This is a genomic window from uncultured Exiguobacterium sp. (assembly GCF_964277885.1).
Lineage (GTDB): Bacteria > Bacillota > Bacilli > Exiguobacteriales > Exiguobacteriaceae > Exiguobacterium_A.
Genome location: NZ_CAXYJR010000005.1, coordinates 121,549 through 137,384 on the forward strand (window position 1 = coordinate 121,549; position 15,836 = coordinate 137,384).

Consider the following 15,836-nt stretch of genomic DNA (forward strand, 5'->3'; position numbering starts at 1 on the left):
TATGTAAAAACAGGATAGCAGATTGCTATCCTGTTTTTGATTATACCCAATTTCTTAGGCGTTTTGACGTTTGCGTGCGAGGACAAGACCGACTGCTCCGAGTGCGAGACCGAATACTGCGATCGCACCTGTTGTTGCAGCTGTGTTGTTGTCGCTCATACCACCGTTACCTGTGTTCGGCATTGAGCCTGGTGTACCATCCATGAATTTCTCTGGCGATTGTTTGACGATCGCTTCACCGAGGTTTTCCCCTACGCCGTACATGTAAGCGTAAGACTCACGGAATGTGTCGACTGAACCTTTGTAGTCGCCTTCAACATATTGCATGAACGTATCTTGGACGTAAGTCTCGTGACCTGATACGGCTTCTTGTGCTGCTTTTGTTGGAAGGTTTTCTTCTGTTGCCGCACCGAGGAATGCACCGAAATCGTTTGAGAACATTTTGAGCATGTCTTGTGCGTCACCCATTAATTTTTTATCGTCATTGATTGCTGCTGTGACGAGGTTCGCTTGAGCTTCGATGTGGTTTTTCGTCCAAACTTGTTCAAACTGATCTGCACCGGCTTGACCGTAGATTGATTTGATTGCTGCTTTAAAGTCAGCTGTGTGCATGTCTTCAGCCCAGTTTGCTGCATCGTAATCTTTCGCTTTATCAACGCCAGCTGTCATGCTGATGTTCGCAAGTGCGACGTGCTCTGCTGCAAGGCTGTTAAGCGTTGAACGAAGATCTGCTGCTTTCGAGTCTGCTTTCGTGTTATCGAATTTCTCAGGCATTTGTGTTGTAATCGCGACTGAGAGTGCTTTTGAGATATCGTACATGCGGCTGTATCCTTCACGGAACGTGTTGTACGATCCTTCGTAGTCACCAGCTGCATATTGTTGGAATGTCTTGTAGACGTCCGCTTCGTGTGCACGGAGGACTTCTTCAGCTGCTGCTTTCGGAAGTTTTCCTTCCGTTGCTGTATCGAGGAAGCTTGAGAGATCTTGTACGAACTCTTCTGTTTCTTTCTTCGAAGCGTTGATGCCGTCTTGGTCGTCCGCTTTCACCGCTTTGACGAGGTCTGTTGTGTATTTATTGTGTGCTACGAAGATTTTCTCGAATTGTTTCGCGCCTTCGTCGCCGTAGACGGAAGCGATGGCCGGTGTCATATCGAGTGCATTTTGTTTAAGTGCTGCTTCGTAATATTCTGCGTCTTTTGAACCGTCATATTGTTTTTTCATGTCCATGACAGCGAGGACGAAGTGCTCTGAAAGTAACTGATCGAGTGTAGCACGAAGGTCAGCGGCTTTTGTTTTGACCGTGACGTTCTTTGGAGCCTCTTGTTTCATGTCATCTGCGCCACCAGAAGCGAATGCTGCTGTTCCTGGAAGTACGAGTGCTGCTGCCATTGCTGATGCTGCGAATTTTTTAGTGTGTTTCATGTTGAATCCATCCTCTCGATTGTAAGGTAGTGGAGCGCTTGCTTTGGTTTTTGATATGAAAAACGTTTGGAAGCGTTAATCTAAACTTGAATAGAGGGATGAAACCGGGCCCGTGTCATCCTGTGCTTGTAAGTGTTGCTTGTGAATCTGTAAGGCTTACGCGGACGGATGACATTTGGATTTAAAAAAATGTGAGATTTACGGAAATAATGTGTTGCGAATTTTTTACTTCCTTATATAACAAAAGAAAACTTTTTTTAAATGTTTACCGATCGCTCGTGTTACACTAGCTAGGAACCAGGAGAAAACAAAGTCATTCCTGATATTGTTACCTGGTACTAATGTGCTATACTACGCTTAGACTGAATCAATGAAAGGTGATCAAAATGGTACAAGACCAAGCAGGTACGGAACAGCCAACGCGTGAACGTTCAAAGCGACATCAACAAGGCAAGGACGCCGGAGCATCTGACAAGAAAACACCACGTCTTCGGAAGTACACGACGCGACGTGTCCCGATTATCGTCCGGTTGTTGGTCGTTCTCGTTCTCGTCATCGTCGCATTGGTCGTCGGTGCGATGGTAGGGTATGCAACGTTTGGTGGTGGCGAGGCAATGGATGTGTTAAAGCTCGACACATGGACCCGCATCACCGATTTTTGGATGAAATCTTAATTTGTCAGTGATGGGAGCTGTTTCATATGTATACAATCGAACAAATCAAGGAAGTCATTCCGCATCGTTATCCCTTTTTGCTCGTCGACCGGATTTTAGAGGTTGAAGAAGGCAAACGCGCGGTCGGAGTGAAGAACGTGTCTGCGAACGAAGAATTCTTCAACGGACATTTTCCTGACTATAACGTTATGCCCGGCGTTCTCATCGTCGAGGCACTCGCACAAGTCGGTGCCTTCGCTGTCCTCAAGATGGAAGCGAACCAAGGAAAGCTCGCTTTCTTTGCCGGTATCGAGAACTGCCGCTTCAAACGTCAAGTCGTACCGGGCGACCAATTGCGCCTCGAAGTCGAATTGACGAAGTTACGTGGACCTATCGGGAAAGGTCGTGCCACAGCGACGGTAGACGGGGAAGTCGCCTGCACTGCCGAATTGACATTCGCAATTAAGTGACGACCAGATGAAACGCTGGTTGCTTCCTCTCGCGATTTCCTTATTGATCATTCCTGGCTGCCAGCGTGCTGAAAAGGTCGAGACCGCTTCCCCATCGGTCATCGTCGACCCGATCAAACGGGCCGGTCAGACAGAGAATATTTCTGCTCAGATTTCCTTGACGAATAAGGACCGGATGCGGTTGACGATCAAGACGACGAATGACATTCGTCTCGACGATCAACAAGTCGACATCCGGTTAGAGGTCTCGAATCAATCGATTCCGTTCCCATTCGTGTCGTTTTCCGCTAAAAAAATGGGTGAGATTCGCACCTATACTTCAGATACGACCGTTGAAGAGGAAGTCTTCAACGAAAACCGCCTGCCTGTCCTCGTCATTGACGCCGGTGCAGGACGTGGGATCGAGATTCCACTTGAAATCATCCGATGAACGACAAAGCGCCGACTCCTGTCACAGGAATCGGCGCTTTGTCGTTTATTTGACGAGCGAGACGGCACGGTTCGCATCGAGACGACCGTAGCCGTATGAGGTGTCGTAGCCTTTTGTTCCAAGATCACGGGCGGACGACTTCAAGAGTTTCTCTGTCGCACTCGGTGACAAGCTCGGTTTTAAGCTCATCAAGAGACTCGCGACAGCCGTGACGTGAGGGGCCGCCATCGAGGTCCCACTCGAATAGGCGAGTTCACCGTCACCGATATAACTCGGAATCTCAACCCCTGGTGCGACAAGATCGAGTCCTTTTCCGCGGTTCGAGAACGGGGCGCGGAGATCTTTTCGGTCCGTTGCGCCAACAGAGAGGACATGGGCGTAGCGCGCAGGATAACTGATCGTCTTCGCACCGTCATTACCGGAAGCAGCGACGACGAGGACTTTCTTCTGATCGGCATACGCGATCGCATCCTCGATAGCGCGCGATTTTTCATCCATTTCTAGACTAAGGTTGATGACGCGGGCACCTTTTTTGACCGCATGGAGAATACCACGTGCGACGTCCGACGTGGAGCCTTGCCCGTGTGCATCGAGGACGCGAATCGGGATCAAGGAAGCTGCTGGATTGATCCCTTGAATGCCATACAGATTATCGGCATTCGCGGCGATGATCCCGGCGACATGAGAACCGTGACCGTCTGGATCGGTGACGGAAGTCTTCCCGCGAATGAAATCGTACCCGAGATCGGTCCGGACGCGTCCTGCGAAGTCGGCATAGGTCGAGTTGATTCCGGTATCGACGACAGCGACCAGTGTTGGCTGTAACGTTTTCCCGGCGAGGCGTTTTAAGGCAGCGACGTACTGGATGTCAGCTCCGATTTTTCCTTTTCGTTGCCCTGTGTTCTGGAGCGACCATTGGTACGGGCGATACATATCCTTTGCCGTCCGGACGGTCTGTGTATGTTCGACGTAGTCAACAGCAGCTGATCGTTCCAAGTAACGTTTTGCTTGCGTTGCGGCGGTCTTCGTCTTGAACGTCCATTCTTCGAGGGACAGGCCCGGAAGCGACGACCGTGTCGCATGGAGCGACGTCGAGACGGATTGTTTCAGACTGCCGTGCTTCATCTTGACGAGGAGACTCGCGGTCTTCGACGTTGTCGCACTTGGCTTCATCGGCAAGAGCGGCTGGAGTTTACGGAGGATGAAGGGAATCTTGTAGCGGGTCCCCGGTTTTCCTTCGAAGACGACGTACTGTGTCCCGGACCAGCTGAGTGGGAAGATCAACGCTTCATCCTGCAGTTGACGATACCGGCTGTAGGTTACGCCTTTGCTGTAATTCGTCTTTGAGGTATAGACGGAACCTTTCGAGCGATCCAAGTCGAACTCGAGATGCGTCGCTCGTTCGATATAGAGGGCTGACGGTAGCGTGAAGACGGCACGTCCGGATGCATCGTATGTACCGCGTAACGTCTGACTCGTCACCGGAAGAGATGTCGTAGCAGCCGAGGCGGCGGACGGGGTCAGGAGACTGACGCCGAGTAGGAGTGGAAGGATACGTTTCATGAAAAATCACGACCTTTACGGAAAATGGTGGAAAGTTGAAAAAAAGGACAGTTCAAACAAAATTATCTGGTTTAATTTTACGTTGTTGTTTAAAATTTAGATATGTTTTTCTTACAGAAACGGAGCTGAATGAGACATCATGAAAAAAATCATCATCTTTTTGTTACTCCTGATGTGGAGTGGAACGGGTATCGCTCCGGTCCAAGCCGAATCGAAATGGGACGTGACAGCAAGCGGGACAGGACCGTATACGTTGACCTTCACAGGAGAAGGCATCGTCGATGTGACGAGTGAGACGGCGCTTGCGTTCTCAGACGGGCTGACGGGAAGCGGCATCGATATCGCTGCGCATCCGACGGTGACGTTTACAGCGGAGACGGTACCACGGATTGTCATTACGGAACCAACGACACAGCAATCGATCCTCCTTGAGTTTCCGAAAGTCGACGCCGAGGAGCCGGCAACGGATGATCCTGCGACACCGGAAGAACCTGTCACGGAACCGGAAGTTAAACCAGACGTCAAACCGGATACAGAACCGGTTACACCGAGTAAACCAAAACCGACGACGCCGACAAAGGAAAAGTCGGTCACAGAAACAAAACCAGCTCCGGCGACGAACGTCAAGGCGACGAAGGGACAAATCACGGGAACGGTCTGGTATGACGCGAACGAAGACGGAATTCGCCAAGAGACGGAAGCCCTTCTTGATGACGTCAGTGTCTTCTTGATCACGCCACGCGGCGACGTCACGGACATGGCGATCACGGAACAAGGGAACTACATATTCGAACAGGTGACACCGGGAACGTATCAAGTTAAGATTGATGGTTATGACATCGGCTTGTATACGTTCACGAAGCCGCATCAGGATTCGGATGTCAACGGATTCGGAACAACGAACGTGACGATCCAAGCAGGGGACGTCCGGGTCATCGATGCCGGCATGACGGAAGGGGACGAGATGACGGAGCCATCGCACTTCCTGACGCTGACGAACTTCGTCGATGCGAATGGGGACCAACAGCCGCAGGAAAAAGAAGAGACCGTCCCGATGACGTACACGTTACTGGATACGGTCACGGGTGAAACGGCATGGACGATTGAAGACGAAGGAGATGATCACGCTTTTGCGGGCGGAGACAGCTTCCCCGTCGGCACATACATCTTAAAAGTCAAAGCGCCTGCCGGTTATACAGTCAAGGCGATGCATCACCTCGATTACATTGCGTTTGAAGAGGACATGAGTGAGGCAAAGGATGCTCAGGCGCATCTCTTAAAACACTTGAAGCGTCAATCGGTCGACGCCGTCCTTGATCTAACACGCGATGGTGGCGGAACAATGGTTGCCGTCGAACTGGCGCCACAGGCGAAACCGGTCAAGGAAACACCGACAAAAGTCGTCAGTCCAGTAAAATCGACAGCACCGGTCGCAGCAAAAGCAGATACTGCTAAGTCGACTCCAGCCATTACAGCGGAACGTCTACCGCAAGCAGGGGAAGACAAGCCGTTTCCGTTCGCGGTCGTCGGTGGCATGAGTGCCGCCGTCGGAGTATGGTTGCTCGTCCGAAAACGATAAGGTTTAAATAGAACGTCTCCTGAGTGAGGCGTTTTTTTATGGAGTGATGTGTGTTAATTGACACACACGCACACATATGCGCATAATAGTAGTATCAAATCATAGGAAAGAGGGATTCGATGTTAACGACAAAACAGATCAGTGAATTGTTACGCGTATCGGAAGAGACGGTTCGGCGCTGGATTCGGACAGGGGAATTGCACGCGGAGCAGGACGGCAAAGGCTATCGTGTCGATGAATTGGCGTTGAAACGATTAGTCGATGAGAAATCACAGATTCCGGGAACGGCATTGAACAAGATTCTCCCGATCATCCAAGATATGTTCGGACCGGAAGCAGCCCAATTCGCGAAGTCAAACGTCTTTGATCCGCTCCAAGCGACGATGCAATCAAGTGAAACGACGGCAACACCGGAAGCCTCGAAAGCTTCGATGGAAGCGGAACTCGCACGCTTGAAACGGAAGAAACGTCGCCTCGAGCTCGAACACGAATTGAAGTTACTCGATATTGAGGAACAGATCGCGTCGATGGAACGTAAACAACAATCCTAAACCAAAGCGCACGTAGGGACAACTCCCTCGTGCGCTTTCGTATGTCATAGGAAAAGACGCCTTCACTGATCCGAAGACGTCTTTTTGACGGAACGTTGTTTACGTTTCCAGTACCAATAGCCGAGCCCGAGTGCGATCGGGATGGCCGCCAAGTACGGATTGGCTTCGATATATCCAATGATCTCAAATAACGCGAACCATCCACTGATTAAACCAAGGACGAGTAAAATCGACCGCAGGACTTCTGGAAGCTTACGGATCCGATACGCGAAGAGACAAATGAGGCTAAAAATGATGATCGCCACATGCATTCCTCCATTCCGTACTCAGTATAGCGTATTCGGAAAGCTTTTTCGATGCACAAATCGGCTTTCCTCCCGTATAGTGAAGACAGAGAAAAATGGACAAGGACGTGATGGAGATGCAAGCAACAGTGATTGGGACAGGATATGTCGGACTCGTCACCGCGATCGGACTCGCAGAAAACGGACATGAGGTGACGTGTGTCGACTTGAATGCAGAACGGATGGAACGGTTAGCGCAAGGGATCGCACCGATCACCGAAGAAGGAATCGAAGACGCGCTCCGCCTCAATCGCGAACGCCTGACGTTCACTACGGACTATCCGGCGTCTGACTTGTACTTGATCGCCGTCGGTACTCCGGAACGGGCAGACGGTAGCTGTGATCTATCGGCTGTTGAAGCCGTCGCACGCTTGATTGAAGAAACACGCCCCGGTGCCAGTGTCATCGTCAAGTCGACAGTGCCACCGGGAACGACAGCACGCTTGCAAGACGAGCACCCGACGTTACGCTTTGCGATGGTGCCAGAGTTCTTGCGTGAAGGAACGGCCCTCGCGGACAACCGTCAGCCGAGCCGTTTGATCATCGGGACGACGGATGCCACTTTTGCAAAAACGGTCGAGCAATTATTTCAAACGACAGCTCCGGTCGTCGTCGTTGATCCGACGACAGCGGAATTGACGAAATATGCGGCGAACAGTTTCCTTGCCGTCAAAATCAGTTTCATTAATGAGATCGCTCGCCTAGCGGACGCAGTCGGTGCCGACGTGACGGAAGTCGCTCACGGGATCGGACTTGATCCTCGGATCGGTTCTGCTTTTTTGCGAGCAGGTGCCGGTTACGGCGGGTCTTGTTTCCCGAAAGACATCGCCGCATTGACGACGCTTGCGCGAACGCACGAGACGACACTGCACGTCATTGAAGCAGCTGACCGGACGAACGAGGCCCAGCTCGATTACGTCCTCGCGAAGATTCGACCGGAGCGGGGGATGCGTGTCGCGCTACTCGGTCTTGCCTTTAAGCCGGGCACGGACGATTTACGGGACGCACCGGCCTTACGCCTCGCGGAACGGCTCGAGCAACTCGGTGTTGTCGTCGTCGGCTATGATCCGGCGGCGCGGACATTGCTTGACCAGAAACCGACGCTTGAAGAAGCGTTACGCGGAGCGGACGTCGCCGTCATCATGACGGAGTGGCCAGAGATGAAGGCGATGGCACCGGAACTGTTGACGCGCGTCATGCAGACGCCACGCTTGATCGACGGACGGAACTGTTGGCAGTACGTCGATGCCCCGGCAGGCGTTGCCTATGAAGCAATCGGACGTCCGGGAAAAGAATTTTCGAACAAACGCTAAGTGCGACCTGTCATTAGGGATGAGACCAGTCATGGTGTCATCCCTATTTTGCTAAACGAAAGGACGAGGCGACATGCAGATCGATTATTTCGCGGTTCAACCGAGTGGTCCCAAAGGAGCACTCGAGGCACACGTGTTATATCCCGGATGGAATCAACGACAGAACGAAGAGTGGGAACGGGCCGTCCATTACGGGGCAGGGCTGATCCGGATCCGTCAACGGGGAACGGAACTCCGAATTCCGATCGAGTTCGGATTCGGCTATGTCCTGCAGTACATACGTCAGTTCCTGGAAGCAGAACGAAAGGGAGGCAGCATCCGCCAAAAGATGCAAGCCCAGCTCGACTGGATCGCGGAAGGACTACCGGTCCGTTTTAAACGCGACAAAGAAACGATTGTCGTCACAGCAGAACGAAGCCATGCCTTTGCCGAGCGTCCGTTTCTTGAAGCACTAGAAAAGTCGATGCATGTTTTGCCGTGAGCTTTATAAGAAAGAAGCTAGTGGAAAGTAGTCAACGCGTCGGAGCAGAACGCTGTACTCGGGCGAACACTAGTAAAGTCGACTTTAAAAAGAAAGCCCGCGTGGCTTTCTTTTTTTGTTGTCGCTGATTTTTAAGAACCGGTTCCCATCCTCCTAAAAAGAACAAACATCTTCCATCAGGTGGTTTCGTATACTGAGGAAGGCATGACCTAAAAACGAGGAGTGAAAGCGATGAACGGAATACGTATGATCGGGCGAGCGAGTGTGCTGAGCTTACTATTGATCATCTGGTTGAGTGGCGCTGTCGAAGCGGATGGACCACTCGTATGGGATCAACCGGTGTCCGGTGTACTAAAAGCCAACGAGTCAGCGAAGTATGATCTCACCGTGACGCGTCCGAGTAAGCTGACTGTTGACGTCAGTGGATTCGGTGAAAATACACGTGTGACCTTACAGGATGAACGCAGCAAACAAGTTCTCTATCAGAGTTTAACGAGTGACGGCGTCAGACCGGCACAAGCTGTTCTATCTGAATACGTCGAGCCGGGCAACTACCGTCTGATTGTATCGGAATACATCTTAAGTAAACGACCGGCAGCCTATACGCTTCGTGCGACAGCGGACACCATCACGACAGATGATCAGGAACCGAATAACGGTACGTTAGAAGCGCAAGTCTTACCGTTTCAGCAAGCGGTCCGTGGAATGCTGTCCGCTCAAGATGAAAAAGATATCTATCAACTGAACGTCCCAAAAAGCGGCAAACTGTCACTAGACATCGATACATACCTGCGCGGCAACGCAACGATTAGTCTAACGGACCGTTTAAACGAGAACGTCTTCTCGAGCTATCTTGTCAGTGAAGAGAAGTCGCCGGGAAAATTCCGTCGAGCGGTTTATGTAGAAGCGGGGACTTACTTCCTGACCTTGTCACGGACGAGTACACAAACCGGTCGTTATCAGGTCCAGGCAGCGATGCAACCGGTAACGACGAATGAACAGGAACCGAATGACGGAGTGCTCGAAGCAACACGTCTATTGTTTGCGCAAGACTACAGTGGTTTGCTGACGTGGCAGGATCATCACGATTACTATCGCGTGACGCTGCCGAAAAAGAGTCAGGTGACGTTCGACGTCTCAACGATGATCGATCCGTCCATGACGATTGAATGGACGGATCCGATGAACAAGTCGCTCTATTACCGGAGTCTGAGCGGAAGTGAAAAGACACCAGGGAGATGGAAGGACAGTCTCGAGCTTCCAAAAGGCACTTACTACTTCCGGATTGGGAGTACGTACTACAGCGGATACTATCGTTTCCGGATGACAGCGAGTCACTTGTTCCCAGTCTTACAAATCAATCCGGTGAAAGCCGGAGCGCGACAGGTCAGTGGAACGACAGAGAAGAATGCTACAGTACGAGTAAAGATCAATCAGCGGACGTATACTCAAAAAGCGAATCAAAAGGGTCGCTTTACGATTTCGATCCCAGTAGCACAGCGTGGCACAACGATTACGATTTCTTCTGAGAACCGATACGGGAAAACGACGAAGCAGGTATACGTGATGCGCTAATCATCTATAGAAAGAACGCATTCCTAACAGACGAGGAATGCGTTTTCACGATTTCGACACAATTTGTGAGTAGGGACAATCAGAGGAAAAGCGATGAAAGAATCAAAAAACATCTAAAATAAATTTTTTTAATCTCTTTTGGATTGAAAATCGGAGCGTGACTTTCGAATCATTTCCGCGTTTTTTAAAATCAGACTAAAAGCAGAGAAGTTAGTCTAGCTTTTTTGATAAAAAAATCATTCGACACCCAGTCGTGAAAACGTGTCACTTTTTGTCGAAAAAAAGGTGTTTTTTAACAGTAGGGTAACCGGAAAATGATTTTCCATAAGACACCATGTAAAAAATTTTTAATAAGACCATTAGATTGCATTTTAGTTACAAATTTAGGGTTGTTGAAATGAAACACTTTCGGTATATTTATTCTTGTAGGTCGAGACAACTGGTAAACAGTGGGATTAACCTGCAAATTCATGAAAAACGATTTTTCTTGGATAAATCGTTAAACATTGGAGTATCAGGTGTCGATAAGAATTATGGAATGACGATTACATACTGATTCGATAGAAAAGGAAAAATTAGGTTTCTAATATTACCTATTTTATCTAATTATCAATTTTCGTCAGGACGTAAGACTTCTTCCTTTATCTGACTTGGATTTGAAATACAATTGAAATTTTGTTGGTAGAAATAGCAACTCAATTACCATTGTATGGACGAGAAAAGGCTGGGTGAAGGAGATCCTGAAGTTTGTCTTTTGTCTTTTATTGGAGGCAAGTCGTCAAGTCAACTAGTAGTTTAATTAAGGGAGGATTTTTACACATGGGCACGAAGAAATCGAACAAATTATACGCTGCAGCAGCTGCTCTTGCAGTGACAGCTTCAGCAGTAGCACCAGGCCTTACGGCGGATGCTGCATCAAAAGTCACAGTTAAATCTGTTACAAACCCAGCTTCAATCTCGCACTACGGTGGTTACACATTCGCAGTGAAAAAATTGTCACTTCCAAAAACGGTCAAAGTATTGCTTTCAAACAAGAAATACGAAAACCGTTCAGTCAAATGGGGCAAGGTCTCTTACGACGCTAAATACATCGGTAAATACCAAACAATCTCTGGTACTGTTTCAGGTACTACGAAAAAAGCTTCGATCAAAGTGAAGTTGAACAACTACCCAGTTGACGTCATCGAGCCGAAACTCGCTCCTGTCGCAGTTGGTGAGAAACTCAACCTTCCTTCAACAATCGACGTGAAATACAAAGACGGTAAAGTCGTTGCTCGTTCTGCTAAATCGTTCAACCTTACGGCTGAAAAAACAGACAAAGCTGGCTTGATGAAATTGTCTTATAACTACATGGGCAACAACTCTTCAATCAAGGGTTCAATCGCTTATGAAGTCAAAGCTGCTGAAATCACAAACGTGATGGATTCAGTTAAAGAAGACGTCCTTTCAGTTTCTGCTGACGTAAAATTCCCAGCGAAAGATGCTAAAGCACAGCTTCTCATCTTCCCAGGTAAAGACGAAAGCAAAGCACTTCCAGCAATCGACGGTAAACTCGAAGGCGGTAAGTTCACTGCTGAAGGTAAAATGATTCCAGACGGAACGCATTCTTACTCAATCAAAATTGGTGATGTTGTTACTCCAGCGAAAGAATTCAAAGTAGATAACGCTGCTAAAGTTGAGAGCGTAAGTGCAGTAACTTCTAAATCTTTAAAAGTTACATTTAACAAGGCTGTTGACGATACAAAAGCTATGTTTGAAGTTAAAAAAGATGGCTTTAAAGTTAACTCATCTACTATCAGTTTCAGCGCTGATAAGAAAACTGCTACTATCGAACTTACAAGCAAAATTACAAAAGGTGAGTACTCAGTATCAGTATCAGGCTTAACGCAATCAGCTTTAACTGGATCAGTAGTAACTCAAGATGAAACAGTTTCAAATATCGAAATTCTCTCAGAAACTGCACCTTTAGATTCTGTTGGTAAAACTGCTACTGTTGGTTACAAAGTAGTGAACCAATATGGAGAAGATATTACAAAATTAACGAATCTTGAAAAGAGTGCTGGTGGAGCAAAAGCAGATATTGATGGGCTTGGTAAAATCACATTAACTCCATCAGGAAATGTTGATTTTAAAGAAGGAGATAAAGTAGTAATTACTTTAATTCATCCGTCTACTGCAAAATCAGTGACTAAGACCATTACTATTTCTGCTTCATCTAAAATCGCTGACTTAACAATTGGAGCGCTTTACAACAAAGATGGTAAAACAATTAACGAAGATACTGATCTTTCAAAAGATCTCTTCTATCTTCCTGTAACTGTTAAAGATCAATATGGTAATGCTGTAACAGATGCTAAACGCCTTAATGGATTAACTTCTGAAGTACTCCTCAATAATGCAAATCCTACAGTAGTTGAATTTGGAGCATTTGAAGTAATCAAAATCAACAATGTGGATACTCTAGTCTTGCCTGTTAAAGGTGTTAAAGACAACAAAGCAACTGTTGGAGAGTCATTTGTCACTTTGATTGCTAAATCTAACGGTAAATCAGCACAATCTTCAGTTAAAGTGTCTGAATCAGTGCGTTCTGATGTTGTTAACTTACAAGCTCCTTCTGCTTTAGTAGTAGCAAACGAAGAAATTCTTTTCCCAATCAGTATCACTGATAAAGAAGGAAAAGCTATCACTGACGTTAAAGTTGCTACAGATGTAGTAAAAGGTGCTAAAGTTACAAGTGGGAATGGTACGATCGTCGCAATCGACGGTGCTTTGTATGTTAAAGTTGTAAAAGGAAGCGTTAAAGAAAATGCTCCAATCACAGTAGTAGTTCAGTCATCGACTAACAAAGTTGCTACTCAAACTGTAATCCCTAAAGCGGTAGCGGCGCCTAAAGTAATTACAGGTACTACATTGTCAACTCAATCATTGCGTCCTGGTAAATCACTTGATGTTACGTATGATAAATTAAAAATCGAAGACCAATATGGTCGTGTTATGTCTAAAGAAGCATTAGCAGATGCATTAAAAGCTGGTTATTCAATTAAAGCTACAGCTGGTGAAAATGCTAATATCACTCTTGGAAATAAAACGATTACAACTACTGACAGTGCAATTCAAGTTCTCGCAAAAGCTGGTGTTACTACAAAAGTAAGTGAAAATATCACATTTACACTTGTCTCGGATGAGGATGTTGAATTAAAAACAAGTGCTTTTGATACTAAGTTTAACTTGGTACCAGATGCTGAGTTTTCTTCTTATGAAGTAGCTGATCTAGGAACTATTTATCTTCCAGCAACCAAATCTATTGATAGCAAATATGCAAAAGAAATCGTTGTTAAAGCAGTTACTAAAGATGGTCAAAAAGTAACATTGGACGCTGGGAAAGATTACACTGTAAAGTCAACTACTTTAGTTAACCTTTCTGATAATGAAATCGACTCAACAGATGCAACAAATGTTGATTACGGTGACGCTTCAACTGCAACTGCTAAAGTGACTGTTACAATTAATAGTACTGGTGAAGAGTTCGTTAAAGAAGTTAAATTCTCTAAAGAATCTCCTAAAGTAACTAAAGTAGAGCTCGTTGAAAACAATAAAGCAGCTGAATTTATCGCAGGTGGAGACGTTGATACAGTAACTGTTTCAGCCTTCGACAAATCTAGTGCATTCAATCTTGATGAACTAGAGCAATTGGCTGATGTTGTTGTTACTGATCAATATGGAGTATCTGTTGCATTGAATGAAAACACTGAAGTTGCTGCTTTTACTAAAACTGATGTTACTCAACAAGCTACTGTAACATTCACAAAAGTGTCTGGAGATGTAACGTTTGCATCTAACGGAACTACAACAGCTGCTGTTAAAGAAATTGGTGCTGGTTCAGTATTCAACGTCCGTGTAAATGTTTCAGGTGTAGCAGGAACAATTGCGAAAGTTACTGCTAAACAAGCTTACTCTAATATTGCAGCGCTAACTCTTGCGGAAAAAAACCTTTCTGATGCAACAGCTGCGGAACTATTAGCACAAAATAAATTAACTGCTGCTAAATCAGCAGAACAAAATGCTCAATTAGCTTTAACTGCTGCTAAATCAGCAGAACAAAAAGCTCAAACAGACTTCGATGCTGCTCCTGTAGGAGACAATGCAGATGAACAAACAGCTTTAACTGCAGCACAAGCTGAAGTTACAAAAGCAGAAGCGGCTGTAACTGCAGCACAAACTGAAGTTACAAAAGCGGAAACAGCTTTAACTGCAGCACAAGCTGAAGTTAAAAAAGCGAAAGATGCTGTAGATGCATTAAAAGCTTAAGTTTTTATTAAAGAGATGTTTGATAATTCATCGCACTCTAAATATTGATCACTTAAATTAATATGTGACTTTATTTAAAGTATCTAAAGATAAAGGGGCTGACTCAAAAGTAAGGATGCCTCTTGATTAAACTGAACGAAGGGAGGAAGATGATTGGATTAAATCCGATCATCTTCCTCCCTTTTCTTTCTTTATTCAAGTGATGCATTAGATTAAAAGTGGTTTTTTGACCAATTTTCGGAGATTATGAGCGATGGCTACCAACCCAAATTCCAGTCTGGCCCCTTCGAGACCACCAAGTCGAAATCGTCGGAAGCTCCAATTCTGTTTGATGGATCCAAACACCGACTCGACTTCGACTTTTCGCTTGCTGAAGACGGACTTACCGATTGAAGAGTCAAGATCTGCTTTCATATTTTGTTTTAGATCAAGCCATTTCGATGAACGACGTACAATTTTACGTGGATGTTCAAAAGATCTTTCTGATGATCGGCGACGAAGACACTCTTTGATGAAGAGGCAATCAGCACATTCGTGGCACACATATTGCTGTTGCTCGGTAATGTATCCTGAGGCAGTTCGTTGTTGTCGCGTTCCCGAGCGAACAAGAGTCTTCCCAGCGGGACAAGTAAGAGTGTCGTTCATTTCATCATATGGCCATCTTTCTGTCACGAAGGCATTCTCACGGTATCGTTTCTTTTGCTCGCGTTCATAGTTGGTATACTTAATTAAACCCGCATAACCAAGTTCTGATAAGGAAAGGAAATTCTCTTCGGAACCGTATCCTGCATCGGCAATCATACATCTTGGTCGCTGTCCGAGCGGCGACAGAAACGCTTCCATCTCTTTTAAATGAGGGATGAGACAACGAGCGTCCGTCGGACGCTGATGAATACTGTAAAAAAGAATGATTTGATTCTCAGTAGCCATTTGAATATTGTATGCAGGCTTGAGTTGGCCGTTTCGCATATGATCGTCTTTCATCCGCATAAAAGTTGCCTCCGGATCTGTTTTGCTAAAGCTGTTCCGTTCCTCACCACAGATGGCTAATTGTTTGGTATAGCGCACCTGTCGCTCAATCCAACTATCGATCTTTTTGACAGCTTTCTTTAATTCTTTATCTTTTGGCACCTCATTGAGACGTTGC

Annotated in this window: 13 protein-coding genes; 9 read left to right on the forward strand and 4 right to left on the reverse strand. The window is 46.7% G+C overall.

The genetic code is table 11. The features are described from left to right. Nucleotides 1–54: 54 nt before the first annotated feature. Nucleotides 55–1,422 (reverse strand): copper amine oxidase, encoded by a 1,368-nt coding sequence (locus tag ACHWTJ_RS02495; RefSeq protein WP_294740248.1) that lies wholly within the window; start codon nt 1,420–1,422, stop codon nt 55–57. Nucleotides 1,423–1,808: 386 nt separating this feature from the next. Between ACHWTJ_RS02495 and ACHWTJ_RS02500 the strand changes: the two genes are divergently transcribed. Genes ACHWTJ_RS02500 through ACHWTJ_RS02510 form a run of 3 tightly spaced genes read left to right on the forward strand, consistent with a single transcriptional unit; the run spans nt 1,809 to nt 2,975 of the window. Continuing rightward, nucleotides 1,809–2,096, forward strand: a complete 288-nt coding sequence (locus tag ACHWTJ_RS02500) for a DNA-directed RNA polymerase subunit beta (RefSeq protein WP_294740249.1) — start codon at nt 1,809–1,811, stop codon at nt 2,094–2,096. A 26-nt stretch (nt 2,097–2,122) separates the two neighbouring features. Beyond that, nucleotides 2,123–2,545 (forward strand): 3-hydroxyacyl-ACP dehydratase FabZ, encoded by a 423-nt coding sequence (fabZ, locus tag ACHWTJ_RS02505; RefSeq protein WP_023469477.1) that lies wholly within the window; start codon nt 2,123–2,125, stop codon nt 2,543–2,545. A gap of 7 nt (nt 2,546–2,552) precedes the next feature. Beyond that, a complete protein-coding gene (locus ACHWTJ_RS02510; protein ID WP_294740250.1) occupies nt 2,553–2,975 on the forward strand; it encodes a hypothetical protein in 423 nt (140 codons plus the stop codon). A gap of 45 nt (nt 2,976–3,020) precedes the next feature. On the opposite strand, the gene ACHWTJ_RS02515 is transcribed toward ACHWTJ_RS02510, so the two are convergent. Continuing rightward, complete coding sequence (locus tag ACHWTJ_RS02515; RefSeq protein WP_394679041.1) at nt 3,021–4,538, reverse strand: S8 family peptidase; 1,518 nt, start codon at nt 4,536–4,538, stop codon at nt 3,021–3,023. Nucleotides 4,539–4,677: 139 nt separating this feature from the next. Between ACHWTJ_RS02515 and ACHWTJ_RS02520 the strand changes: the two genes are divergently transcribed. Together ACHWTJ_RS02520 and ACHWTJ_RS02525 are read left to right on the forward strand one after the other, a co-directional pair. Beyond that, a complete protein-coding gene (locus ACHWTJ_RS02520; protein WP_394679042.1) occupies nt 4,678–6,117 on the forward strand; it encodes an SdrD B-like domain-containing protein in 1,440 nt (479 codons plus the stop codon). A 101-nt stretch (nt 6,118–6,218) separates the two neighbouring features. Further along, entirely contained in the window at nt 6,219–6,668 is a 450-nt protein-coding gene (locus ACHWTJ_RS02525) for a helix-turn-helix domain-containing protein (RefSeq protein WP_394679823.1), read from the forward strand. Between the two features lie 62 nt (nt 6,669–6,730). Here ACHWTJ_RS02525 and ACHWTJ_RS02530 read toward each other — a convergent pair whose 3' ends face one another. Further along, entirely contained in the window at nt 6,731–6,979 is a 249-nt protein-coding gene (locus ACHWTJ_RS02530; RefSeq protein WP_394679043.1) for a hypothetical protein, read from the reverse strand. 110 nt (nt 6,980–7,089) lie between these two features. Between ACHWTJ_RS02530 and ACHWTJ_RS02535 the strand changes: the two genes are divergently transcribed. The 4 genes from ACHWTJ_RS02535 to ACHWTJ_RS02550 all read left to right on the forward strand — a co-directional run bounded on the left by ACHWTJ_RS02535 (nt 7,090) and on the right by ACHWTJ_RS02550 (nt 14,689). After that, nucleotides 7,090–8,325, forward strand: a complete 1,236-nt coding sequence (locus ACHWTJ_RS02535; RefSeq protein WP_394679044.1) for a UDP-glucose dehydrogenase family protein — start codon at nt 7,090–7,092, stop codon at nt 8,323–8,325. 73 nt (nt 8,326–8,398) lie between these two features. Further along, nucleotides 8,399–8,806, forward strand: a complete 408-nt coding sequence (locus tag ACHWTJ_RS02540) for a hypothetical protein (RefSeq protein WP_394679045.1) — start codon at nt 8,399–8,401, stop codon at nt 8,804–8,806. 231 nt (nt 8,807–9,037) lie between these two features. Beyond that, nucleotides 9,038–10,381: an Ig-like domain-containing protein gene (locus tag ACHWTJ_RS02545; RefSeq protein ID WP_394679046.1), complete on the forward strand. Its 1,344-nt coding sequence runs from the start codon at nt 9,038–9,040 to the stop codon at nt 10,379–10,381. Nucleotides 10,382–11,200: 819 nt separating this feature from the next. Then, entirely contained in the window at nt 11,201–14,689 is a 3,489-nt protein-coding gene (locus ACHWTJ_RS02550) for an Ig-like domain-containing protein (RefSeq protein ID WP_394679047.1), read from the forward strand. Nucleotides 14,690–14,896: 207 nt separating this feature from the next. Here ACHWTJ_RS02550 and ACHWTJ_RS02555 read toward each other — a convergent pair whose 3' ends face one another. Next, nucleotides 14,897–15,820 carry a transposase gene (locus tag ACHWTJ_RS02555; RefSeq protein ID WP_394679048.1) on the reverse strand — a complete coding sequence of 308 codons (924 nt, stop codon included), beginning with the start codon at nt 15,818–15,820 and terminating at the stop codon, nt 14,897–14,899. Nucleotides 15,821–15,836 lie beyond the last annotated feature (16 nt).